Source organism: Kribbella sp. NPDC059898 (assembly GCF_042730855.1).
In the GTDB taxonomy this organism is placed as follows: Bacteria; Actinomycetota; Actinomycetes; order Propionibacteriales; family Kribbellaceae; genus Kribbella.
In genome coordinates this window covers 566,664-589,188 of the sequence record NZ_JBHWKR010000001.1, presented here as the reverse complement: position 1 = coordinate 589,188, position 22,525 = coordinate 566,664, and the positions used below count along the sequence as shown (strand labels likewise).

Genomic DNA, 22,525 nt, shown 5'->3' with positions numbered 1-22,525 from the left:
GTCCGTTCCTGGTATTCGGCCGACCGGATCCCTTGCCGTCCAGAACCTCCAACAGGTAGGTCGCCGGGCGGTACGTCATCGGTGGTCGGTGACGAGAACAGCTTCGGTGAGGAGGCGGCGTACCAGCACCAACTGGTCGGAGTCGTCCAGCCCGGGCAGCTCGCCGACCTTGCAGTCGGCGCCGGAGATCAGCTGCTCGACGGCTGCCTTGGTACTGGGCGGGAACGTGATCGTTCGGTCCGGGAGCTGCAGCACGAGCGGGTCGCCGGGGACCAGGCGGCAGCGGAGGCCTGCGCGCAGGCGGACCGTCGTACCGACGGCGAGCGATGCGATCGCCGCGGCGTGGGCGAGCGGCGCGAGTGGTGCGGGGCGGTTGCTGGACCAGGTACGGCGGCGCAGGCGCTCGGCAAGAGCGTCGGTCGTTGCGGACTGGAGGTGTTGGGTGAAGAGCTCGACTACTTCGGGGAGTACTCGGGCCAGTTGCTCTGGATCGCCAGGGTCGAAGCCGAGCGGTAACGCAGTACGTAGAGATGCTTGATTGGCGGCGAGGGCGGCCAGCTCCTGTACGAGTAGGTAGCGCGTCATGGTGTGCAGGCCGACGGTCAGGTGCGCGCTGACGCCGCCCAGCGCCTTGGCCGAGTGGAGGAAGCCGCGCGGTACGTAGAGCGCGTCGCCGGGTCGTAGTACCTCGTCGATCACGGGAGCTGTGTCGCGCGCAGCCGCTTCAACCGCGCGCGCGTGGTCGGTCCACGGCTGGTTGCGGAGCGGGTCGACGTACACGGGCTCGTGCACAGTCCAATGCTTCTCGCCCGCGACCTGAAGGACGAACACGTCGTGTACGTCGTAGTGCGCAGCGAAGCCCTGCGACTCGGGCGGAGTGATGTAGGCGTTGATCTGCACCGGGTGGCCGACATCGGCGGCCAGCTGCGTCGAGAAGTCGACAAGTGCGGGCCAGGTGCGGTGCAAGGCTTGGAGTACGACGGTGTGACCGTTGGCGAACAGCGCCGCGACCTTGTCGTCGCGGACCTGGTCGGCGATCTCCGCGCCCGCACCGGCCGGGCCGGTGAACTGGTTGTCGCCGACAACCGATCCGTTCTTGGCGATGCGCAGGAACGGGGTTCGCAGGCCTCGGCGGGAGAGGAGTTCGTCGACCACGTCGAGGCTGAACAGGTCGTCGTACGGCGCGGGGAGGCCGGGCGCGTGGGAGAGCAGCGCCCGGGATCCCCAGTAGGAGGTGGCGAACTCGTCGAGGTCGCCGGCTACACAGCGCCGGAGTGCCGGGCGCTCATCCCGCAACGACCCGGCCTCCGGCACCGGACTCACCAGCCTCCGGAGTTCCCGCCGCCCTCGCCGCCCGAGCCACCAGACCCCGAGCCGCCACCGGACCCTGCACCGTAGCCACCACCCTGGCCACCGCCGCCCCCACCACCGGAGCCCTCGCCGTAGCCACCACCTTGGCCACCGCCTTCGCCACCGCCGTCTCCACCACCGGAGCCCTCGCCATAGCCACCGCCTTGGCCACCGCGGTCTCCACCACCGGAGCCTTCGCCGTAGCCACCGCCGCCTCCACCGGAGCCGGAGTCGCCGCCCTGGCCGTAACCGCCGCCACCGCCGCCGGAACCCGAGTCCCCACCGTCGCCATAGCCACCACCGCCACCGCCGGAGCCGGAGTCACCGCCCCCGCCATACCCGCCCGCGCCGCCATCAGCGCCGCCGTCGTCGCCGCCTTGCGAGGCTCCACCGTCAGCGGGCCCCTCACCAGAGCCACCGCCCGAGCCGGAGTCACCACCCTGGCCGTACCCGCCACCCGAACCCGAGTCCCCGCCGTCGCCGTAACCACCGCCACCACCGGACCCGGAATCACCGCCACCGCCGTACCCGCCGGCCCCACCATCGGCGCCGCCGTCCTGGCTGCCCTGCGAAGCTCCACCGTCCGCGGTTCCCTCGCCGGAGCCGCCCTCGGACGACCCGCCGTAGCCACCACCCGGCGAGGCCGACTCACCGGACGAGCCGTAGCCACCCTCCGACCGTTCGCCGTCGTTCGAGCCTCCGTACCCGCCCTGGTTCTCGGAGGAGGTGTTCATGTCGTCGTCGTTGAGACCCATTGTGCTGCTCCCTTCGCGAACGGCCAGAAAGATGCCCAAAGAAGTTGCCCAGTGAAACCGAACGGGCACCTGGCCATCTTGTGCGCAAAGTGGACCTCGGCTAAACCCCCCGCCGCGTTACAGCGCCGACTCGATTGTCACCGCACCAGATCCGACAGCACCTTCACAAATCCGTCGGTGACATCCTCCGGCCGTACGGCGATCCGCAACCAGTCCGGCCCCAGCCCCGGGAACGTGTCACCCCGCCGAACCGCAAAACCCTGTGTACGCAGCGATTCCCGCACTTCCGCAGCACCCGGCACGTGCACGAGAACGAACGGCGCCCGCGGTACGCCGTACACCGAAATGCCGGGAACGGTACCCAGACTGTCAAGCAAATGGACACGCTGCAGTTCGATGTCGAGTGCCGCCTGCGCCGCGTCGGCCACGGCCTGCTCGTTGCTGCAGGCAATCGCCGCCGCGAGCGCAGGAGTGGACACCGGCCAGTGCGGCTGCACCGCGGCCAGCTGCTCGATCAGGCTCGCGTGGGCGAGGACGTACCCGATCCGCAGCCCGGCCAGGCCCCACGTCTTTGTCAGGCTGCGAACCACCACGAGCCCCGGGATCGACGCGCCGGCGAGCGACTCGGGCTCACCGGGTATGGCGTCCATGAACGCCTCGTCGACGACCAGAATCCGGTCGGGCCGCGCGAGCTCGCGCAGGTCGTCGGCGCGATGCAGCACCGACGTCGGGTTGGTCGGGTTGCCGACGACAACCAGATCGGCATCCCGGGGTACGGCGGCCGGATCCAGCACGAACCCGTCCTCCGGCCGCAGGATCACCCGGTCGACCAGGTGCCCGGCCGAACGGAGCGCCGCCTCCGGCTCGGTGAACTGCGGGTGAACCACGACCGGATGCCGCGGCCGGAATGCCCGCGCGATCAGCACGAAGGCCTCCGCCGCACCCGCGGTCAGCAGTACCCGGTCGGGCGCGACCCCGTGACGTCCGGCGACAGCAGCGACCGCGGCATCAGGCCGTGGGTACGCCGCCAGGTCCGTCAGGCTCGCGGTGATCGCGGCCAGCAGCCAGGGCGGCGGGGTGCCCGCGCGGACGTTGACGGCGAGGTCGACGAGCCCCTCGCCGACCTCGAGATCGCCGTGATGTTCCAGATCAAACCCATCCAGCACGCTCAGGAGGCTAACGTGTCAGCGGGTTTTCCGGACCAGGCGGTCCGCGCAGTGGTCAGCGCGGCGTGACGGAGTACCGGCGGTTCTGCAGGGAGGGGTTGCGCTTCCGTACGTCGGCCAGGCGCTCGGCGGAGATCTCGGCGTACGCGAGTCCGTCCGACTCGCCTACGGCGGCCAGTGCGATGCCTTGCGGGTCTACTACCTGGCTGAGGCCGCAGTACTTCTTGCCGTTTTGTGCGGCTGCTGCCACGTAGCAGGTGTTCTCCACAGCACGTGCCGTGAGCAGGGTGGTCCAGTGGTGCTCTTTGAGCGGTCCACGGACCCAGGCGGCTGGGACGACCAGTACCTCGGCGCCGGCGTCTACCAGCGCACGGGACAGCTCTGGGAACCGTAGGTCGTAGCAGGTCATCAGCCCGAGCTGATGGTCGCCGACCTGGATCACTACCGGCGCTACGTCGCCTGCTGTCAGCTGGTCGGACTCCTTGTATCCGAAGGCGTCGTACAGGTGGATCTTGCGGTAAGCGCCGAGCAGTACGCCGTCGGCGCCTACAGCGAGCAGCGTGTTGTACGGGCGGTGCTGGTCGCAGCTGAGCTCGAACATGCCGGCCACGATCGCCACGTTGTGTTCGACGGCCGCCTTCCGGAGCGTTGCGACGAACTCGCCGTCCAGGGACTCGGCGGCGTCCGCGACCGACGCGCCCTCGACGGCGAAGTCGGACATCATCGCTTCCGGCAGTACGACGAGGTCCGGCCGGCCCTGCGCCGCGTCCGCGACCAGGCGGGTGACCAGGTCCCGGTTCGCGGCCTTGTCGTAGCTGCTGGCGGTCTGCACCACGGCGATCCTCATCTCTCCATGGTGCCGCACAACGCAGGGCTTGAACCTCCCCTAACGGCAGGACCTACCGTCGAGGACATGGACATCGAGAACAGGACCTGGCGGGTCGGCGAACTGGCCGACGCTACCGGGCTCAGCGTCCGGACCCTGCACCACTACGACGAGATCGGACTACTGCGGCCGGGGTGGCGGAGTACATCCGGGCATCGGCAGTACGACGCGGCCGACGTACGACGGCTGCATCGAATTGTCGCGCTGCGCGGGTTCGGGCTGTCGCTGGCGGAGATCGGGCAGGTGCTCGACGGAGAGCTGACGGATCCGCGCGCGCTGATCCGCACACAAGTCGAGGTCGTCGAGGAGCAACTCGCGGCGGCGACGCAGGTCCGGGACAAGTTACTCGGCGTGCTGGACGGACTCGAGAAGACGCCTGAGCCGTCCGCTCAAACACTCATCGAACTCATTGAGGTGACAACAGCTATGAACCGGACACTGACGCACCAGGAATTCCAGCAGTTGGCGGAGACCCGCCGCCAACTCACCGAGAGCCTCTCCGCGGAGGAACTCGAAGCGATGTCGGCCCGGCGCCGACAGGCGGTGGAGGCGCTGACGCCGGAGGAACGCGAACGCATGCACCGAGCACGCGAGGCTCTCGTCCCCCACGACTGAAACGGCACGGGGTGGGAGACTGCGGGGGTGGAGTTTGACGCGGTGGTGTTGGCCGGGGGTGGGTCCACGCGGTTCGGGGGTGTGGACAAGGCGATGCTGGTGCTGGACGGGGTGTCGTTGCTGGATCGGGTGTTGATGGCGACGGCGGGGGCGGTGACGACTGTGGTGGTGGGGCCGGTGCGTACTGCGTGCCGGGAGGTCAGTTGGACCTTGGAGGAGCCGCCTTCCGGGGGGCCGGTGGCGGGGTTGGCTGCCGGGCTGGGGTACGGCGTGGCGCCGGTTGTTGTGGTGGTCAGCTGTGACCTGCCGTGGATCACCGCCGCCGACGTACAGACGCTGGTCGACGGGCTCGACGAGCACGACTCGCACGAAGCGCGGGACGGGCTCGGGGTGCGGGATGGGTTTGGGTTGCGGGATGGGAGTGGGCGGGAGCAGTGGTTGGCGGCGGCTTATCGGCGGAGTGCGTTGGCCGGGGCGATTGCTCAGGTAGGGGATCCGCGGGACAAGTCGGTGCGGCGTACTCTTGCGGCCCTCAACCTCGGCTGGAGCGAGCCGTCTCGCGCCGGGGACGACGTTGACACCTGGTCGGATCTCGACGGCTGAAAATCGGTGGACGGTGCCCGTAGGTTCGTCAGCATGGATGTCGCGCGACTGGTCGAGGACGCACTCCACGTCAAGGCCGGCACAGTAGCGGAACGCACCGGCGGGCAGCTCAGCACCGTGTACGAGGTGCAGACCGCGGACGGCCCGGTCATCGTGAAGGTTTACGCGCCCGAGTGGCGCTGGAAACAAGCCAAAGAGGTCCACGTCTACGGGATGCTCGAGCCCGCGGTCGGTGGGCAGGTGCCGAAGGTGCTGCATGTCGGGGACGGTGTCACGATCCTCAGCAAGCTCGACGGCGTACCGCTCTCGCAGACGGAACCGGCCGACTGGCGTACGACGTACGCGCAGCTCGGCGAGCTGCTCCGGAAGATCCACGCCATCGGGCAACCGGAGTACGGTTATCTGACCGACCAGATCCTCGATCCGCTGCCGGACAACGACCAGTACATGCGCCGCCAGTTCACCAAGAAGCTCCGCGAGTTCGAAGAACTCCGAGGCAACCCGGAGCTACACGCGAGGATCGCGAACCACGTCGAGCGCCACCAGCACCTGCTCGCGGACAACAAGGCCGCCGTCCTCTGCCACAACGACTTCCACGAAGGCAACATCCTCGTGGACCCGACCACGTGGCGGATCAACGGCTTCATCGACGTGGAGAACGCGATCGCCGCCGACCCGCTCGTCGACCTCGCGAAGACGATCCAGTACTCCGCCCACGACGACGCCGGCAAACTCGCCGGCCTGTACGACGGGTACGGCGCCGTGCCGCAGGACCGGATCGACCTGTACCGGCTGTACCACTCGCTCGAACTATGGGACTGGTTCAAGTCGATAGGCGAGACCACCTACCTCGACAGCATCGCCCAGGACATGGAGAAGCTGGTCGAGAGCTAAGGGTAGGTTGGGCGGCATGCGAGCTGTCGTGTGTGATGGTGCCGGCGGAATCGACGTGCTCGGGATCGGCGAGATCCCGGACCCGGAGCCTGCCGTCGACGAGGTCGTCATCGACGTCGTCGCGGCCGGGGTGAACCGGGCCGACCTGCTGCAGCGGCAGGGCTTCTACCCGCCGCCGCCCGGCGCCCCCGGCACGATCGGGCTCGAGGTGTCCGGCCGGATCGCGGCGGTCGGCGCCGAGGTCGAGGGCTGGTCGGTCGGCGACGAGTGCTGCGCGCTGCTGGCCGGCGGCGGGTACGCCGAGAAGGTCGTCGTACCGGTGCCGCAGGTGATGCCGGTGCCGGACGGGCTCGACCTGGTCAGTGCGGCCGCGCTGCCGGAGGTCGTGGCGACCGTCTGGTCGAACATCTTCATGACCGCGCACCTGAAGGCGGGCGAGACGCTGCTCGTGCACGGCGGCTCGTCGGGGATCGGGACGATGGCGATCCAGCTCGGCGTGGCGCACGGCGCGCGGGTGCTGACCACGGTCGGGACCCGGGAGAAGATGGAGTTCTGCACCCGGCTCGGCGCGGACGTCGCGATCAACTACAAGGACGCCGAGTGGGCGTCCGTGGTCAACGAGGCCACGAAGGGCGCGGGCGCCGACGTGATCCTGGACATCATGGGCGCGAAGTACCTGTCCGACAACGTGAAGACGCTCGCGTTCGACGGGCGCCTGGTGGTGATCGGCATGCAGGGCGGCGCGACCGGCGAGCTGGATCTCGGCCGGTTGATGAGCCGCCGCGGTTCGGTGATCGCGACCGGTCTGCGGTTCCGGTCGGTGGAGGACAAGGGCCGGATCCTCGCCGAGGTGGTCGGCCACGTCTGGCCGCTGATCGCGGAGAAGAAGGTCCGCCCGATCGTGCACTCCACGTTCCCGCTCGCCGAGGTCGCCAAGGCGCACGAGACGCTCGAGCAGTCCACCCAGCTGGGAAAGGTCCTCCTCACGCTCTGAGGCGCACGTCGGCTCATGGGGCAGTGGGCAGGTTGGCGGCGGCCCATTCCGGGTCCGGCGCGACCAACTGGATGACGTCGATCCACGTCCCGGCGGGGTCGCGGACGAAGAAGTGGCGTTGGCCGAAAGGCTCCGTCACGGGGTCGCCTTCCAACGTCACGCCGCCTTCGCGGAGCACGTTCGCGACCTTGTCGGCGTCGTCAACGATGAAGCCGAACACGTTGCCGGTCTCGGTCAGCGCCGACACGGCCGCCGGGATCGTCGGATGCCCGCGTTCCATGATCGCGAGCTCCCAGTCCGCCGTTCCGCGGCGCACGGTGATGAACCAGCCGAGGTCGATCCCGACCTGCAGGTCGAGGTACTGCGTGTAGAAGGCGGCGACGTCCGCGGGCCGGTCGGTGACCACGGTCGCGCCGAATGCTGCGGGTTGCATACGTTCTCCTAAGTACTACAGCTGTTGTTGTTGTGTACGACAGTTGTAGTGGAACTCCTGCTACGCTGTCAACATGCCCGCAAATCCGGAACGCCGTACCCAGCTCGCCGACGCCGGCCTCGACGTACTGGCCGCCCAAGGCGCCCGCGGCCTGACCCACCGCGCCGTCGACGCCGCGGCCGGACTTCCCGCCGGTACGGCGTCCAACTACTTCAAGTCCCGCGACGCATTGCTCGGCGCGCTCGGCGAGCGGATCTTCGAACGACTCGCCCCCGACGAGGCCATCCTCGAACCGCTGGCGAAGCGCGAGCCCGGCCTGGACCTCGCGATCGACTACGTGCACTACATCGTCGAGCGCCTGCTCGCCCGCCCGGACCTCACGCTCGCCCTGTTCGAACTGCGCCTCGAAGCGGCCCGTCGCCCCGGACTGCACGAGATCCTGTCCCGCACCCTGCGGCAGGGGTTCGACGCGGACGTCGCGTTCAACGCGCACGCCGGCCTGCCGGGCAGCGCCGAGGAGATCCGGTTGCTGCACTTCGCGATCGACGGCCTGATGCTCGACCAGCTGACCCCGGGCACCGGCCGTCCGTACGACGTGAACGCGATCACCGAGCGTCTGGTCCGCCGCCTGAACCGGGAGGATTGACGACTCGCATACCCAGTATGCATACTCGGTATCCATGTCGATCAAGCATGGATTGCTGGCGTTGCTCCAGGACGAGCCGAAGTACGGCTACCAGCTCCGCGGTGAGTTCGAAGCCGCCACCGGGGCGACCTGGCCGCTGAACATCGGGCAGGTCTACACCACACTCACCCGGCTGGAGCGCGACGGACTGGTCCGGGCCGCGTCCAGCGAGGGCGACGGACGGTCGATGTACGAGATCACCGACGCCGGCCGGACCGAGCTGGCGAAGTGGTTCGCGACCCCCGTGACCCGGGAGTCGCGGCCGCGCGACGAGCTGGCGATCAAGCTCGCGCTCGCGCTCGCCGTACCGGGCGTCGACGTCAGCGCCGTGGTCCAGCAGCAGCGCATGTCTACGATGCAGTCCCTGCAGGAGCTGACCCGGCTCAAGCGGAACAGCTCCGAGGCCGAGATCTCCTGGCAGCTCGTGATCGAGTCGATGATCTTCGGCGCCGAGGCCGAGATCCGCTGGCTCGACCACTGCGAGGCCATGCTCTTACGCCACCGCGGCAAACCGCGCGCCGTTCCGCAGAAGTACGACGCGCCGGAGGAACAGGAGACCCGCTCATGATCCTCGACATCCGCAACCTGACCAGGACCCACGGCGACGGCGAGCAGGCCGTGCACGCCTTGCGTGGCGTGGATCTGGGCGTCGCCGCCGGCGAACTGGTCGCCGTCATGGGCCCGTCCGGTTCCGGCAAGTCGACGTTGCTGACCTGCGCCGGCGGTCTCGACCGCCCGACCAGCGGCGAAGTACTTGTCGACGGCAACGACCTGGCGACCCTCGGCACGAACGCCGTGGCCGCGCTCCGCCGGCGCCGGATCGGCTACGTGTTCCAGGACTTCAACCTGATCCCGGCCCTCACCGCCGCCGAGAACGTCGCGCTGCCGCTCGAACTGGACGGCACCCGCAGCCGCAGCGCCCGCAAGTACGCCGTCACCGCGCTGGAGGAGGTGGGCATCGGCGAACTCGCGGACCGCTTCCCCGACGACATGTCCGGCGGCCAGCGGCAACGCGTCGCGATCGCCCGCGCGATCGTCGGCGAGCGCCGGCTGCTGCTCGCGGACGAGCCGACCGGGGCACTCGACTCGGACACCGGTGAAGCCGTCCTGCGACTGCTCCGCGACCGCTGCGACCAGCACGGCATCGGCGGCGTACTCGTCACGCACGACGCCCGCCACGCCGCCTGGGCGGACCGCGTGGTCTACCTGCGCGACGGCGTACTCGTCGGTCAGTCGGGTCCGCTGCTCGACGCGGATGCGCTGCTGCAGGAGAGCAACTGATGGGTCAGTGGGGGCCGCCGCTGCGGATCGCTCGCCGTACGGCGCGAAGATCGCTCGGCCGGACGCTTCTCGTCGCGGCCCTGATCGGCCTGCCCGTGCTCGCTGCGACCTGGCTGGGCATCGTCCTGAAGACCGCGAGTCCGAGCGGCGAGGTGCTCGCGAACACCACGATCGGACGCGCCGACGCTCAGCTCGACGTCACGCAGTACGACAAGGTCCAGGTCACGCCGGGGCAGGAGATCTATGGCGAGCCGCCGCCTGCCGACGGGCACGAGAAGGCCGTCCGGACACCGGGTACGTTCGACCCACTGCCGCTGCTGCCGCCCGGGAGCAAGGTTGCGCGCCAGCTCGTCGACTCCGGGATGGCCGAGCTGCGGACCGCGGACTCACGGACCTCCGCCACGCTGATCATCGGCGACGGCGCGAATCCGCTGGCCACCGGGACGGTCAAGGTGGACAAGGGCCGGATGCCCGCGAAGGCCGACGAGGTCGCGATCTCGCCGGCGCTGGCGAAAAAGCTCGGGTCGACCGACACCGTGGTCAGCGCCGACGGTACGAAGTACACCGTGGTCGGCATCGCCCGGATGCTCACCAACCACAGCACGCCGACCGTCTTCGGTACGCCGGACAACGCCCTGGCCAATCCTGACCCTACCCGCACCGTCGAGTATCTCGTCGACCTACCGGACTCGGTCGACCCGGCTCAGCTCAACGCCCAGCTCCCCGGCCAGGGGCTCTTTCTCTTGCCGCGGGCAACCATCATCGACCCGCCGCCGGCGCCGTACGGAACCTCCGCGGCCGATCTCGGTCCGTACGCCGCGATGGCGCTGGTGATCGGCTTCGGGATCCTGGAGATCGTGCTGCTCGCCGGGACCGCGTTCGCGGTCGGCGCGCGCCGGCAGACGCGGGAGCTCGGGCTGGTGATGGCCGCGGGTGGTACGCCGGGCGACGTGCGGCGGATCGTGGTGATGCAGGGGCTGTTCGCCGGACTGGTCGGGGTGCTCGGCGGACTCGTGATCGCGGGCGCCACCGTGTTCAGCGCGAAGCCGCTCTGGGAGGCGATGACCGATTCGATCTTCACGGCCTGGCAGATCCCGTGGGGGACGATCGCCGGGATCGCGGTCCTCGGCGTCGGCGCCGGGCTCGCGGCGGCCGTCGTACCGGCGATCAGTGCCGGGCGGCAGGCGCCGATGGCCGCGCTGGCCGGACGGTTCACGGTGACCGCGAAGGCTGCGCGGATCCGGATCGTCGCGGTCGTGTTGCTTGCCGTCGGACTGGTCTGCGTGTTCGCAGGCAGCGCTCAGCTCGGATCGGCGCTGAAGTCGGCGCGGAACTCACAGCTGGGCAACCAGGCGACCGCGACTCCCAACGGCCCGATCGCGCTGGTGCTGCTCGGGATCACGGCCGCCGTCATCGCGCTGGTGTGGATGCTGCCGAGCCTGGTCGCGAAGGCGGCCGGTCTGGCCCGGATGCTGCCGTTGAGCGGCCGGATGGCGCTCCGCGACGCGTCCCGGCACCGGCACCGGACTGGTCCTGCGACAGCGGCGATCATGATGGCGGTCGCCGGTACGGCGGCGGTCGCGTTCGCCGCCGCCAACTCGATCGCGGCGGACGCGGCGAACTACGTCGCGGTCAGCAAGCACGGCAACGCCGTACTGCGGTTCGACCAGGGCATTCCGGGGGCGCTGACGTACCGGCCGGAGCTGGTCACCAGACTGGACGGGATCCTGCCGGTACGGCAGCAGTACCAGCTCGGCGACGTACTGCTGCCGAACGCGAAGGTCAACCAGTACGGCTACACGCCGGTCCTCGCGGTCGCGACGCCGCAGAACTTCGAGGGCACCAACGGGTTCGCGCTGCTGGCGGTGGATCCGGCGTTCGTCGCGAAGTTCGGCGAGTACGGCGAGAAGGTGGCGGCCGGGATACGGGAAGGCAAGGTCGTCCTGCCGGGCGTTCCGTTGAAGGCGGGGCAGAAGGTTGCCATGCACAACGATGACAGCGAGCGGATGCTGAAGAACCTGGACGCTGTCTCGTACGGCAAGCCGCCGGCGGTGCAGTTCCTCCGCGACACCGCGCTGATCAGTCCGGACGCGGCGCGGAAGCTCGGCACGATCCGGGTCTCCGAGGTGCACTTCGAGCTGACCCGCGATCCGTCGAAGGACCAGCTCGCCGCGGTCAGCCGGCTGCTCGGGTCCGACGAGGGCCTGCGGGTGGAGAAGGGGTACCAAAATCCCGGACGGCTGTTCCTGATCGGGATCCTGCTCGCGGCCACTGTGGTGACGCTGCTCGGTGTCGCGATCTCGGTGTCGCTGTCGGCCGCCGAGGGACGGGCCGATCTCGCGACGCTGGCCGCGATCGGCGCCCCGCCGCGGCGCCGGCGGTCGCTCGCGGCGGCCCAGGCGTGGGTGCTCGGTCAGCTGGGCTGCGTGCTGGGCGTGGGGGTCGGCGCGCTGTACGGGTACACCGCGCACACCGCGTTCGGGTCGCCGCGCTTCACGGTCCCGTGGGCGGAGCTCGCCGGCATCGTGGTCGTCGTACCGCTGTTCGCCGGTCTGCTGGCCTGGTTGCTCACGCGGTCCCGGCTACCGATGGTCAGTCGTGTCGATTAGTGCGACCTCGGGGTAGGCGACGGGGTACGGAGGTGTGCTGGTGATGCGCCATTGGCCGCAGGCGCATTGCTGGTACACCACCAGGCCTTCGCTGACCTGGTGGCTGGAGACCGCGCTCCAGCGGTGCCGGTGGGTGTCTGTCATGGATCCATCGTGATGTAATGGCATTATGCATCTCAACCCTTACGGCGCCGACGCGGTGCTGCTCGCGGTGAACCTGGTCACCCGGCCGGCGCACACGCCGGAGGAGCTGGCGGAGCGGTGCGAGGAGAGCGGGGTCGAGAGCCGCCTGGTGCGGGACCGGCAGGTGACTGCCGCGGACCTGGCCGCCGTACGGATCGCACTCGACGAGTGGCTGCAGGTCGTGGACGCGGCCGACGAGCAGACCCGGGTCGAGCTGGTGAACGCGATGCTTGCGAAGTACACCGAGCACCCGCGGCTCACCAACCACGCCGGCGACGGCTGGCATGTGCACTACCGGCCGGACCACGTTCCCGTCGGACGGCTGGTCGCGACGCTGATCAGCACCGGTACGGCGCTGCACCTGGCGGGCCGCGGCATCACCCGCCTGGGCCGGTGCGCGACAGCCGGCTGCGACAACGTTTACGCCGACCTCTCCCGCACCGGCCGCCAGCGCTACTGCAGCCCCGCCTGCGCCAACCGGGACGCCGTACGCCGCCACCGTGCCCGCACGCCCGGCGCCTAGGATGGGGAGATGAGCGAGAGCAGCAGCGAAGGCCAGGGAGTTCCGATGGCCGGGGCGCGGACCGAAGACGGCAAGGTGCTGATCGTCGGGCCGGACGGCATGGCCGTCGAGGGACCGCCGCGCTCCGACAAGGACCACGACGAACCCGACGACGAGCCGCGTTCGGTGACCGAGCTGGTCGAACAGCCGGCCAAGGTGATGCGGGTCGCCAATATGATCCGGCAGCTGCTGGAGGAGGTGAAGTCGGCACCGCTCGACGAGGCCTCCCGGGCGCGACTGCGGTCGATCCACGAAGCGTCGATCAAGGAGCTGGAGAGCGGCCTGGCGCCGGAGCTGGTCGAGGAACTGGAGCGACTCAGCCTCGACTTCACCGACGACAGCACGCCCACCGACGCCGAGCTGCGGATCGCGCAGGCGCAGCTGGTGGGCTGGCTCGAGGGCCTGTTCCACGGCATCCAGACCGCGCTGTTCGCGCAGCAGATGGCCGCACGGCAGCAGCTGGAGCAGATGCGCCGTGCACTCCCCGGCGGGCAGCAACTGCCGCCGGACGGGCAGTTCCCCGACGCACCGCAGGCCGGCACCGACGGCCCGGGCAGCGGCGGGATGTACCTGTAGACCCCTTAGTTCAAAGGCTGGAAGAACTCTTCGAGGACGGCGGCGACGCCGTCCTCGTCGTTCGAAGGGGCCGTCCGGTCGACGACCGCGAGGACATCGGGGTGTGCGTTCGCGACACCGTACGACGTACCGGCCCAGGCGAGCATCGGCAGATCGTTGACCGAGTCACCGAAGGCGATCGTCTCAGCAGCCGAGATCCCTTGTGTGGCGGCGAAATCGGCCAGCATCGCCGCCTTCGAGACGCCGGTGGCAGAAATCTCCACCAAACCGTGACCTCCGCTGTGACTGGCGGTCACTCGTTGGCCCACCAACGGATTCACCAGTGCGAGCAGGTCGTCGGAGTGCAGACTCGGGTGCCGCACCAACAGCTTCGCGGCCGGCTCGGCGAGCAGTTCCTCGACGCTCGCGACCAACGTGTCATCGGGTTGCGGCCAGCGGTTCAGGTAGACCGGTTCCTGTCCGTAGCGGTTCGGTCGCTCGATGGCGAACTGTACGTCGGGAATCGCCGCCCGGATCGCCCGCGCGACCTCCAGCCCGACGGCCGGATCGATCAGCCGCGTCCGGATCGCCTTACGGTGCGGGACGTCGTACAGAATGGCGCCGTTGGCAACAATCGCGACACCATGCTCGCCGACCAGGTAGGCGAGGTCGTGCAGCCAGCGAGGTGGCCGGGCGGTGACCATCACGAAAACACTTCCGGCGGCCTGGGCCGCGAGCACCGCGGCACGGGTTCGGTCGGAGATCGTTCCGTCACTGCGGACGAGCGTTCCGTCGAGGTCGGTGGCTATCAGGCGGGGAGTACTCACCGGGCCACCGTAGCCTTGGACGACCCCAGCTCGCATTACCCTTCCAAGTACCCTGGGCGCAAGCGGTCGGCGGCGGGATTCAAGTCTTTTTGACTTATCTCGTTGAGCTTTTGACAACGTCATCAGACCGTTACGGCAGGATGCTGCAAAGGCAGCAAGTTCCCCTGCATCGCACGGTTGGCGCGTGATTTCATGCGGAGGTCTGGTGGGGAACCGGGGGCTGTTCGGCCGCGTCGTATGCGTGTTCTGGATCAGCGCGACTGATGCCGCCCCACCTCCGGAAGCACACACAAACGTCGAAGAACTGTTGCGGAATTGGCTGCAACCAAAACCGCGGCACTGACGTCAAGAGTTATGGATCGGTACGTCCCACGCCCGGGACGACATGGTGGGCCGGCAACAAAGTGCGGGTCCACCAGCTAGTGGAGCCTTGCGAACGAACGTCGTTCACCGTTCGTTCACTCGGGTCCTGATACTTGGGGAGCCTTGATGACCGTCAACAGCGCCAACCTAGCGGGGCCGGGGGGCAGTAGCTCTCGAGCGGCTGTCGACACATCTTCCAACAGGGAAGGGGCAATCACCGGTTGTATTGCCCGAACTGATGTTTTTCAGCACCGCCTGATGGAAGAGCCGCCGCCTGCCTCTGCAACCCGCCGTACCCGCGAGCGGTACGACCAGCTCGTCCGCGAAGCGAAGGCGCTGTGCGCCTCCTGCCCGCTCTTCACCGACTGCCTGTACAGCGCGGTCGCGGAGCACGACGTGAGCGGTTTCGTCGCCGGAACCACCGCCGCACAACGGCGTTCGATCCGGAACCTGCTCGACGTCGAGGTGCAGGCCGACGACTTCGACCAGCTTGCCGGCGCGCGGGGGACGCGCCGGCCGGTGAGCCACGAAGAGGTCCTGCGGCTGCGTACCCAGTACCCGAACGACAGCCTCGAGTCGCTGGCCATGCGCCTCGGCTGCTCGCTGTCGACGGTGAAGCGGCACCTGCGGCGTGCGCGTCGCGGTCAGAGCCCGGCGGCCAAGACCCCGCGGCCCCGGCCGCAGGTCAGCGCGGTGCTGGACGCGTTCGACACGGTCGTCGAGCAGCACCAGCAGCGCCGGACGGGCAGCACCCGAGTCGCCTGACCTGACAGCCGACCCGCCAGCTGGCTATCAGGTCGAAGGCCCGGAAATCCTGTACACACAGGGTTTCCGGGCCTTTGCTTGTCAGCTGTCAAGAATTTCGGCTGTCGCCGAAAGGGTTGCGTCAGAACCAGCGGTTGAGTACGGCGGCGACACCGTCGTCCTGGACCGACTTCGTCACCTCGTCGGCGGCCAGCTTGACCTCTTCGGGCGCGGACCCCATCGCGACGCCGTGACCGGCGTACGTGAGCATCTCGATGTCGTTGCGGCCGTCGCCGATCGCCAGCAGGCCGGACGGATCCAGGTCGAGCTGTGCGAGCGCGACCTTGAGGCCGGTCGACTTGTCCACGCCCTCCGGTGCGATGTCGAGCCACGCTGTCCAGCCGACGAAGTAGCTGACCCCGTGCAGGCCGAGCCGTTCCGCCAGTTGGACGAAGTCGTTCTCGGACTGCTCCGGGTCGCGGATGATCAGCCTGGTCACCGGCTGCGGTGCGAGCTCGTCGTCGCGGACCACGCGGATCTGTGCGTTCGCCCCGAGGTCGCCGTCCGGGAACGGCGCGGTGACCAGGTAGCTGCCGTCGCTGTCCTCGACGGCCATCCGGGCGTTCGGCGCGTACCGGCGTACCGAGTCGATCACCGTCGACGGGTCGAACGTCCGCTCGTCGACGACCGCGCCGTCCGGGTAGCGCATCGTGCGCGCACCGTTGCTACAGACAACGAATCCGCCCGCAGGCAGGCCCAGCCGCTCGGCGATCGGCCTGGTCGTCGACCAGGCACGGCCGGTGGCCAGTACGACGGGCACCCGTGCGGCGGCCCGCCGTACCGCGTCGAGGACCGCGGGCGACATCGTGTCGTCGTGGTCGATCAACGTGCCATCGATGTCCAGGGCAACGACCGTCGGCTGTTGGGTCATCGAGCGACCGGTTCGAGAACCTCACGGCCACCGACGTACGGCCTCAGCGCGGTCGGAACCCGGACCGACCCGTCGGCCAGCTGGTGCGTCTCCAGGATCGCGACGATCCAGCGGGTGGTGGCGAGCGTGCCGTTCAGCGTCGCGACCGGCTGCGTCTTCCCGTCGGCGTCCCGGTGCCGGATGTTCAGCCGGCGGGCCTGGAAGTCCGTGCAGTTCGACGTCGAGGTCAGCTCGCGGTACCGGCCCTGCGTCGGCACCCACGCCTCGCAGTCGAACTTCCGGTACGCCGAGATGCCGAGGTCGCCGGTGGCGGTGTCGATCACCCGGTAGCTGAGCTCCATCTTGTCGAGCATCTCCTTCTCCCAGGCCAGCAGCCGCAGGTGCTCGGCGGCCGCATCCTCCAGCCTGCAGTAGGAGAACATCTCGACCTTGTCGAACTGGTGGACGCGGATGATCCCGCGGGTGTCCTTGCCGTGCGACCCGGCTTCCTTGCGGTAGCACGACGACCAGCCGGCGTACCGGAGCGGGCCGTCGGACAGGTCGAGGATCTCGTCCATGTGGTACCCGGCCAGCGCGACCTCCGACGTACCGGTCAGGTACAGCTCGGGGTCCTCGAGGCGGTAGACGTCGTCGTGCGCCGACAGGTAGCCGGTGCCGCCCATCACCTCGGGCTTGACCAGCGTGGGCGTGATCATCGGGGTGAAGCCGTTCTCCACCGCCTGCTGGACCGCCAGCTGCAGCATGCCGAGCTGCAGCAGCATCCCGGCGCCCTTGAGGAAGTAGAACCGGCTGCCCGAGATCTTGGCGCCGCGCTCCATGTCGATCGCGCCGAGCAGCTCGCCCAGCTCGAGGTGGTCGCGGGGCTCGAACCCCTCGGCGGCGAAGTCGCGCGGCTTGCCGACCTCCTCCACCACGACGAAGTCGTCCTCGCCGCCGACCGGGGCCTCGTCCGAGACCAGGTTGGGCAGCGCGGCGGCGAGCGCGTCGTACCGGCTGCCGGCCTCGTTCGCGACGGCCTCGTTGGCCTTCACCTCGGCGGCCAGCGTCTTGGTGCGCTCCAGCAGCGCGGCCCGCTCGTCGCCCTTGGCCTGGGCGACCTGCTTGCCGAGCGACTTCTGCTCGGCCCGGAGCGCCTCGAAGGCGGAGATGGACGATCGACGCGCACTGTCGGCGACCAGGATCTGGTCCACCACCTCGGTACTCTCGCCACGCTTGGTCAGGGCGGCGCGGACGACATCGGGGTTCTCACGGAGCAGTTTCGCGTCAATCACACCCTGAGGGTATCGGGGCGTGTCTGAACCGGCGAAGTCTATTCGGGATGATGGGCTGGCAACACCATCGTCGAGGGGGATCCGAGCGGCCGATGAACCACCACCCACCCAGTACCGCGATCGGCCGTGCGCTCACGGTCGTCCTGGGGGTGTTGCCGTTCACGGTCATCACGCTGCTCGTCTTCAAGCACTGGCCGCCGCTCGCCCGCTGGGACCAGTCGGTCGCGGCGCGTGCCTCGGCGTACGGCGCCGCGCACGAGTCGCTGGTCGACTTCTGGCAGGTCGTCAGTCAGGTGGCGGTGCCCTGGACGATGCGGGCGGTGATCGCGGTCGTCGCGGCGTACCTCTGGCAGCGGCGGGCGCGGCTGCTGACGATCTGGCTGCTCACGTCCGCTCTCGCCGAGCTGGTCCTGGTCCAGGTCGTGAAGGCGGTCTTCGAGCGCGAACGCCCGACTGGGATGCTGGTCGAGACGAGCGGGTTCTCGTACGTCTCCGGGCACGCGACCGCGGCGTTCGTCCTGGCCGGGGCGCTGGGCGTCGTCCTGCCGTCGGTGCGCGGCTGGCGGCGGCGGTTCCGGCTGCTGGTGCTGCTGCCGGTGATCGCGGTGGTGTGGATCGTGTCCGCGGACCGGATCGCGCTCGACGTGCACTACGTGTCCGACGTGCTCGGCGGCTGGGCGCTCGGGCTGGCGATCCTGACCGCGACGTCGATCGGCTTCGGCCTGCGGCCCGGGCTGCGGCGGCGCAGGCGACGGACGGCCTCCGAGGTCGACGGTACGACGGCCCCGCCGCGGGCGGCCGTGATCGTGAACCCGATCAAGGTCGGCGACGGCGTCGCGTTCCGCCGGAAGGTGACGCGGGCGCTCGCGGTCCGCGGGTACGACGACCCGCTGTGGCTGGAGACCCGCGAGGACGACGCGGGCAACGCGATGGCGAAGCAGGCGATCGAGTACGAGTCGGACCTGGTGCTGGTCGCGGGTGGCGACGGTACGGTCCGGGTGGTCTGCTCGGCGCTCGCGCACACCGGCATCCCGGTCGGCGTGATCCCGGCCGGCACCGGGAACCTACTGGCCCGGAACCTGCACATCCCGCTCGACCTGGACGACGCGCTGGAGCGCATCCTCGAGGGCCGCGACCGGCGGATCGACCTGGTCGCCGTCCACGGCGACGAGCTGGACAACGACCGGTACGCCGTGATGGCCGGCCTCGGGCTGGACGCCGCGATCATGTCCGACGCGCCACCGCACCTGAAGAAGCAGATCGGGTGGACGGCGTACCTGGTGTCGGCGGCGAAGAACGTGAACCACCCGTCCGTCCGGGTCCAGATCACCATCGACGACGCCGAACCGATCGAGCGCCGCGTCCGCACCGTGGTGGTCGGGAACGTCGGCATGCTCCAGGCGAACATCCCGCTCCTCCCCGACGCCCGCCCCGACGACGGCCTCCTCGACGTCGTGGTGATCGCCCCGCGGCGGGTGACCCAGTGGCCGATCGTCCTGTGGGGGATGATGACCCGCACCAAGCGCACCGACATGTACCTCGAGCGCTTCACCGGCCGCAAGGTCGAAATCCACGCCGCCGTCGACGTCCAACGCCAACTCGACGGCGACCCCATCGGCCCCGGCCGCTACCTCGTCACCGAAATCGAACCCGGCGCATTGACCGCCCGCGTCCCCAAACGCCGGTAAAAGCTGACAGGGACTGACATCCGCCCTCGCAGCCCCGCCCGACTCGAGAGCGGAGGCTTACCGACTCCACACGGAGCGCGCGGACGGGTTGGTTGCGTCAGGGGGTGTGAGCTGCGACGACCGGGGGAAGCCGCAGGTCGGCGACGCCGATGCCGAGGTCTCGCAGCAGGGTGACGAGTTCGGAGTGCTGTTGCTGGGCTCGATCCTGTTCGCCGAGAGCCGCGTAGACCACCGCGAGCCGGACAAGGTCATGGGCGACCTCCAGTCGTACGCCCTCGCGCCGGTGGCGACGCAGGGCTCGCTCGAGCAGCGGGGCGGCCTCAGTGGCTCGCCCGCGGGCGAGCAGCAGGTCGGCACGTATGCGCAGCTCCCCGTCTGTCGGCTCCGGTTCTGGGGCGCTCGGGCCGTACGACGCCGTGCTGTCGTCGAGGATGCGCTCGGCGCGATCGACGTCATCGGCCCGCAGCGCGATCGCCGCTCGGGTTTCGGCGAGGTCGAGAAGGACGTTGCGGTCCTCCAGGCTCAGTGCGAGCTGTTCGGCCTCGTCCAGCGACTGCTCGGCCGCCGCGACGTCGCCGGTCAGCGCGAGGCAATCGGCGTACGTGATCAGCCAGATGCTCAGTCGGCGGGACGGCCCGCGCAGCCGTTCGGCCTGCACGTTCTCGGCGACCAGGGCCGCGCCCCGGGCGGGGTGTCCGGTGCGGGCCAGCATCGTCCCGAGGTGTCCGTGGGCCATGGCCTGGACCATGGTGTCGTCGTGCGCGAGGGCCGCGGCTTCTTCGAAGCGGGCCGCCGCCTCCTCGAAGCAACCGAGCTCGCGCAGTGCGCAGCCGAGCTGTATCAGCGCGATCTGCTCCATCGACCCGGCCTCGAGTTCGCGCGCGACGGCGAGCTGCGACTGTGCCAGCTCGGCCAGCTCGGAGTACCGTCCGGCCTCGGCGGCCGTGTGGAACAACGACCGCAGGACCCCCCAACGCAGTACCGGGTCCGAACAGTCGACGACCCGACGCAGCAGACCCGCTCGGACGTGCTCCTCGCCGCAGACGACGAGGTACCCGTCCGAACGCAGCGCGAGCGCGGCCGCCAGATCGACCTCACCATCGCGCTCAGCGTGTGGACGAGGTCACGGATGCTGTCGATCTCAGCGTCGAACCAAGCCGAGGGTTGCTCGGCGGCGACGGTCACCCGGCGGGGCGGGACACCCGCCGGAACCGTAGCGCCGTCCGGGCCGATCACCGGGCGCATGCCGTGACCGAAGCCGTCGTCGGCCTGCGACGCCAGCCCCAACCAGGCCATGGCGGCGGTCCGCCGGCACCAAGTCACCCTGCTCGGGTCCTCCTCCAGGGCAGCTCGCTCGCCGGCGAATGCGGCGACCAGCGGGTGCAGGGTGAACCGGAGCTGTCCCGCGGCATCCCGACCGACCGGCTCGACGAGATGGACGTCGACGAGCTCGTCCAGCGATCTCGATCCCAGCGGTACGTCGTCCTCCAGCAGTACGCCGGCGAACCACGCCGGCCAGGTCGTCACCGAGGCGACAGCTACGCGTCGGAGCAGTCGCTGAGCCGGTCCGGACAGGTGTCCGTCGTACGACAACGCGATGCTGGCCCGTACGTCGGCGTCCCCGATCGCGAGCTCGTCCAGGCGGATGTGCTCCTCGCTGAGATGGTCGACCACTTCGGACAGACCGACGACGCCGGACGCAAGCCGGGCCGCAACGACCATCAAGGCGAGCGGGAGCCGCCCGCACAGTTGTACGGCGGACCGGGCCAGCCGGGGCTCCAACTCGCCCGCGTCGCGACCGGCGTGCAGCAACTCGACAGCCACCTCGGTCGACAGGGTCGGCACGTTGCGGCGGAGCACTCCGGCGAGCCCGGCGAGCCGGTGGCGTGAGGTGACGATCGCGGCCGAACGCGGCGACGGCGGGAGCAGATCGCGGACCTGTCGTTCGTCGAGGGCGTCGTCCAGGACCACCAGCACCCGGCGGTTGGCGATCGTACTGCGATAGAGCGCCAGCCGCTCGTCACGCGCCACGTGGGCGGGCGGAGCGGTGGCACCGAGAGCTCGCAGGAATCTGTCGATGATTTCGTCGGGGTCCCGCGGGTCGGGCGAGGTGCCGTCCAGCTCGGCGTACAAGGTGCCGTCGGGGTACGCGTTCTGCACGCGGTCGGCGAGAGCGACGGCTAGTGAGGTCTTGCCGATGCCGCCTGCGCCGACAAGGAGGACCGTGCCTGGACTGGGTTCAGGCGCCCGCAAGACCTCGGTCAGCTGCGCGAGGAGGTCGTCCCGTCCGACCAGAGCGACGGGGCGGGGCAGCTGACGGGGCACGTGCCGAGGAGACGCCGACGGTGGGTCGCCGTCGCGCAGGAGGCTGGAGTGGGTTTCCTGGAGATCCTGCCCGGGCTCGACACCGAACTCGGCGACCAACTGGCGTCGCAGGTCCTGGTAGGCGCTCAGCGCCTCGGTACGCCGACCGCTCCGGGCCAGGGCGCGCAACCGAAGGTCGTGCAGACCTTCGTGGAGTGGATCGGCGGCCAGCAGGGCGTGCACCGTCTCGAGGACACCGGCGTGATCATGCCTGGCGAGCTGCGCTTGGGCGAGCGTTTCGCCGGCCGCGACCCGCTCACGGTGCAGGGACTCGCGGGTCGCCGCGGCCCAGTCACCGGACAGGTCGGCGAGCGCGTCCCCGTGCCACAGTGCCAACGCTGCGTCCAGCTCGCTCCGGGCGTCGTCGTACTGCTCGTCACGCAGGTACTCCCGCCCGCGGGCGACCTGCAGCCGGAACTCGTGCAGGTCGAGCCCGTGGTCGGTGAGAGCGAGCTGATAGCCCAGCGGACGGGTCACGATGAGTGCCCCGGTCGCGTCCAGCTTGCGGCGCAGCCGGGCGATGATGTTGTGCAACTGCTGCCGGGCGGACTGCGGCGGTGACGGCCACACGGTGTCGATCAGCCGGTCGGACGACGTGACCCGGTCGGCGTTGATCAGCAGCATCGACAGGACGAGCCGCTCCCGGCCGCCGAGGGCGACGGGTTCGCCTGCCACCTCGACCGGCCCGAGAACGCGAAAGTGCACGGCACATTCTCGGTCACGATCGGGCGCACGCGTAGCTCAACGCCCCCGGCCGTCGACTGCG

22 protein-coding genes are annotated in these 22,525 nt (G+C 69.6%); 12 read left to right on the top strand and 10 right to left on the bottom strand.

Translation table 11 applies throughout. From position 1 onward, the window contains the following. Positions 1-75: 75 nt before the first annotated feature. The 4 genes from ACFV9C_RS02930 to ACFV9C_RS02915 all read right to left on the bottom strand — a co-directional run bounded on the left by ACFV9C_RS02930 (position 76) and on the right by ACFV9C_RS02915 (position 4,118). A complete protein-coding gene (locus ACFV9C_RS02930) occupies positions 76-1,323 on the bottom strand; it encodes a cupin domain-containing protein (protein WP_380190365.1) in 1,248 nt (415 codons plus the stop codon). Further along, positions 1,320-2,105 (bottom strand): hypothetical protein, encoded by a 786-nt coding sequence (locus ACFV9C_RS02925; RefSeq protein WP_380190364.1) that lies wholly within the window; start codon positions 2,103-2,105, stop codon positions 1,320-1,322. The genes ACFV9C_RS02930 and ACFV9C_RS02925 overlap by 4 nt, the downstream gene beginning before the upstream one ends. Before the next feature lie 137 nt (positions 2,106-2,242). After that, positions 2,243-3,271 carry an Rv2231c family pyridoxal phosphate-dependent protein CobC gene (cobC, locus tag ACFV9C_RS02920; protein WP_380190363.1) on the bottom strand — a complete coding sequence of 343 codons (1,029 nt, stop codon included), beginning with the start codon at positions 3,269-3,271 and terminating at the stop codon, positions 2,243-2,245. Between the two features lie 55 nt (positions 3,272-3,326). Next, complete coding sequence (locus ACFV9C_RS02915) at positions 3,327-4,118, bottom strand: carbon-nitrogen hydrolase family protein (RefSeq protein WP_380190362.1); 792 nt, start codon at positions 4,116-4,118, stop codon at positions 3,327-3,329. Between the two features lie 66 nt (positions 4,119-4,184). On the opposite strand from ACFV9C_RS02915, the gene ACFV9C_RS02910 reads away from it, so the two are divergent. Genes ACFV9C_RS02910 through ACFV9C_RS02895 form a run of 4 tightly spaced genes read left to right on the top strand, consistent with a single transcriptional unit; the run spans position 4,185 to position 7,263 of the window. After that, the gene (locus ACFV9C_RS02910) at positions 4,185-4,772 is read left to right on the top strand and encodes a MerR family transcriptional regulator (RefSeq protein ID WP_380190361.1); all 588 of its coding nucleotides are present in this window, start codon (positions 4,185-4,187) and stop codon (positions 4,770-4,772) included. A 27-nt stretch (positions 4,773-4,799) separates the two neighbouring features. Next, positions 4,800-5,375: a molybdenum cofactor guanylyltransferase gene (locus ACFV9C_RS02905; RefSeq protein ID WP_380190360.1), complete on the top strand. Its 576-nt coding sequence runs from the start codon at positions 4,800-4,802 to the stop codon at positions 5,373-5,375. Positions 5,376-5,408: 33 nt separating this feature from the next. After that, complete coding sequence (locus tag ACFV9C_RS02900) at positions 5,409-6,269, top strand: phosphotransferase family protein (RefSeq protein ID WP_380190359.1); 861 nt, start codon at positions 5,409-5,411, stop codon at positions 6,267-6,269. A gap of 16 nt (positions 6,270-6,285) precedes the next feature. Next, entirely contained in the window at positions 6,286-7,263 is a 978-nt protein-coding gene (locus ACFV9C_RS02895; RefSeq protein WP_380190358.1) for an NAD(P)H-quinone oxidoreductase, read from the top strand. Positions 7,264-7,276: 13 nt separating this feature from the next. Here ACFV9C_RS02895 and ACFV9C_RS02890 read toward each other — a convergent pair whose 3' ends face one another. Continuing rightward, positions 7,277-7,696, bottom strand: coding sequence for a VOC family protein (locus ACFV9C_RS02890; RefSeq protein ID WP_380190357.1), 420 nt, complete (start codon positions 7,694-7,696; stop codon positions 7,277-7,279). Positions 7,697-7,769: 73 nt separating this feature from the next. Between ACFV9C_RS02890 and ACFV9C_RS02885 the strand changes: the two genes are divergently transcribed. From ACFV9C_RS02885 to ACFV9C_RS02860, 6 genes are all read left to right on the top strand, one after another. Further along, positions 7,770-8,342: a TetR/AcrR family transcriptional regulator gene (locus ACFV9C_RS02885; RefSeq protein ID WP_380190356.1), complete on the top strand. Its 573-nt coding sequence runs from the start codon at positions 7,770-7,772 to the stop codon at positions 8,340-8,342. 34 nt (positions 8,343-8,376) lie between these two features. Then, positions 8,377-8,949: a PadR family transcriptional regulator gene (locus ACFV9C_RS02880; protein WP_380190355.1), complete on the top strand. Its 573-nt coding sequence runs from the start codon at positions 8,377-8,379 to the stop codon at positions 8,947-8,949. Next, positions 8,946-9,662: an ABC transporter ATP-binding protein gene (locus ACFV9C_RS02875; protein WP_380190354.1), complete on the top strand. Its 717-nt coding sequence runs from the start codon at positions 8,946-8,948 to the stop codon at positions 9,660-9,662. The genes ACFV9C_RS02880 and ACFV9C_RS02875 overlap by 4 nt, the downstream gene beginning before the upstream one ends. After that, complete coding sequence (locus tag ACFV9C_RS02870; protein ID WP_380190353.1) at positions 9,662-12,271, top strand: FtsX-like permease family protein; 2,610 nt, start codon at positions 9,662-9,664, stop codon at positions 12,269-12,271. The genes ACFV9C_RS02875 and ACFV9C_RS02870 overlap by 1 nt, the downstream gene beginning before the upstream one ends. Before the next feature lie 169 nt (positions 12,272-12,440). Continuing rightward, the gene (locus tag ACFV9C_RS02865; RefSeq protein ID WP_380190352.1) at positions 12,441-12,977 is read left to right on the top strand and encodes a CGNR zinc finger domain-containing protein; all 537 of its coding nucleotides are present in this window, start codon (positions 12,441-12,443) and stop codon (positions 12,975-12,977) included. A 9-nt stretch (positions 12,978-12,986) separates the two neighbouring features. Continuing rightward, positions 12,987-13,592 (top strand): bacterial proteasome activator family protein, encoded by a 606-nt coding sequence (locus ACFV9C_RS02860; RefSeq protein ID WP_380190351.1) that lies wholly within the window; start codon positions 12,987-12,989, stop codon positions 13,590-13,592. A gap of 5 nt (positions 13,593-13,597) precedes the next feature. On the opposite strand, the gene ACFV9C_RS02855 is transcribed toward ACFV9C_RS02860, so the two are convergent. Beyond that, entirely contained in the window at positions 13,598-14,398 is an 801-nt protein-coding gene (locus ACFV9C_RS02855) for an HAD family hydrolase (RefSeq protein ID WP_380190350.1), read from the bottom strand. 621 nt (positions 14,399-15,019) lie between these two features. Here ACFV9C_RS02855 and ACFV9C_RS02850 point away from each other — a divergent pair. After that, positions 15,020-15,526, top strand: coding sequence for a WhiB family transcriptional regulator (locus ACFV9C_RS02850; protein WP_380190349.1), 507 nt, complete (start codon positions 15,020-15,022; stop codon positions 15,524-15,526). Between the two features lie 121 nt (positions 15,527-15,647). On the opposite strand, the gene ACFV9C_RS02845 is transcribed toward ACFV9C_RS02850, so the two are convergent. Both ACFV9C_RS02845 and serS read right to left on the bottom strand, forming a co-directional pair. Beyond that, positions 15,648-16,436 carry an HAD family hydrolase gene (locus tag ACFV9C_RS02845; RefSeq protein WP_380190348.1) on the bottom strand — a complete coding sequence of 263 codons (789 nt, stop codon included), beginning with the start codon at positions 16,434-16,436 and terminating at the stop codon, positions 15,648-15,650. Continuing rightward, positions 16,433-17,707 carry a serine--tRNA ligase gene (gene serS, locus ACFV9C_RS02840; protein ID WP_380190347.1) on the bottom strand — a complete coding sequence of 425 codons (1,275 nt, stop codon included), beginning with the start codon at positions 17,705-17,707 and terminating at the stop codon, positions 16,433-16,435. Before serS ends, ACFV9C_RS02845 begins: the two co-directional genes overlap by 4 nt. Before the next feature lie 92 nt (positions 17,708-17,799). Here serS and ACFV9C_RS02835 point away from each other — a divergent pair, with 92 nt between their 5' ends. Then, positions 17,800-19,395: a diacylglycerol kinase family protein gene (locus ACFV9C_RS02835; protein WP_380190346.1), complete on the top strand. Its 1,596-nt coding sequence runs from the start codon at positions 17,800-17,802 to the stop codon at positions 19,393-19,395. 97 nt (positions 19,396-19,492) lie between these two features. On the opposite strand, the gene ACFV9C_RS02830 is transcribed toward ACFV9C_RS02835, so the two are convergent. Both ACFV9C_RS02830 and ACFV9C_RS02825 read right to left on the bottom strand, forming a co-directional pair. Then, positions 19,493-20,350, bottom strand: coding sequence for a hypothetical protein (locus tag ACFV9C_RS02830; protein ID WP_380190345.1), 858 nt, complete (start codon positions 20,348-20,350; stop codon positions 19,493-19,495). After that, positions 20,236-22,464 (bottom strand): BTAD domain-containing putative transcriptional regulator, encoded by a 2,229-nt coding sequence (locus ACFV9C_RS02825; protein ID WP_380190344.1) that lies wholly within the window; start codon positions 22,462-22,464, stop codon positions 20,236-20,238. Before ACFV9C_RS02825 ends, ACFV9C_RS02830 begins: the two co-directional genes overlap by 115 nt. Positions 22,465-22,525: the final 61 nt, after the last annotated feature.

Bases quoted from the DNA above. Each gene is read 5' to 3' on its own strand.
- ACFV9C_RS02850 (WP_380190349.1), top strand. From the start codon at position 15,020: ATGGAAGAGCCGCCGCCTGCCTCTGCAACCCGCCGTACCCGCGAGCGG.
- ACFV9C_RS02845 (WP_380190348.1), bottom strand. From the start codon at position 16,436: ATGACCCAACAGCCGACGGTCGTTGCCCTGGACATCGATGGCACGTTG.
- ACFV9C_RS02860 (WP_380190351.1), top strand. From the start codon at position 12,987: ATGAGCGAGAGCAGCAGCGAAGGCCAGGGAGTTCCGATGGCCGGGGCG.
- ACFV9C_RS02910 (WP_380190361.1), top strand. From the start codon at position 4,185: ATGGACATCGAGAACAGGACCTGGCGGGTCGGCGAACTGGCCGACGCT.
- ACFV9C_RS02870 (WP_380190353.1), top strand. From the start codon at position 9,662: ATGGGTCAGTGGGGGCCGCCGCTGCGGATCGCTCGCCGTACGGCGCGA.
- ACFV9C_RS02865 (WP_380190352.1), top strand. From the start codon at position 12,441: ATGCATCTCAACCCTTACGGCGCCGACGCGGTGCTGCTCGCGGTGAAC.
- ACFV9C_RS02885 (WP_380190356.1), top strand. From the start codon at position 7,770: ATGCCCGCAAATCCGGAACGCCGTACCCAGCTCGCCGACGCCGGCCTC.
- ACFV9C_RS02880 (WP_380190355.1), top strand. From the start codon at position 8,377: ATGTCGATCAAGCATGGATTGCTGGCGTTGCTCCAGGACGAGCCGAAG.
- ACFV9C_RS02875 (WP_380190354.1), top strand. From the start codon at position 8,946: ATGATCCTCGACATCCGCAACCTGACCAGGACCCACGGCGACGGCGAG.
- ACFV9C_RS02925 (WP_380190364.1), bottom strand. From the start codon at position 2,105: ATGGGTCTCAACGACGACGACATGAACACCTCCTCCGAGAACCAGGGC.
- ACFV9C_RS02835 (WP_380190346.1), top strand. From the start codon at position 17,800: ATGAACCACCACCCACCCAGTACCGCGATCGGCCGTGCGCTCACGGTC.
- ACFV9C_RS02895 (WP_380190358.1), top strand. From the start codon at position 6,286: ATGCGAGCTGTCGTGTGTGATGGTGCCGGCGGAATCGACGTGCTCGGG.
- ACFV9C_RS02915 (WP_380190362.1), bottom strand. From the start codon at position 4,118: ATGAGGATCGCCGTGGTGCAGACCGCCAGCAGCTACGACAAGGCCGCG.
- ACFV9C_RS02900 (WP_380190359.1), top strand. From the start codon at position 5,409: ATGGATGTCGCGCGACTGGTCGAGGACGCACTCCACGTCAAGGCCGGC.
- ACFV9C_RS02890 (WP_380190357.1), bottom strand. From the start codon at position 7,696: ATGCAACCCGCAGCATTCGGCGCGACCGTGGTCACCGACCGGCCCGCG.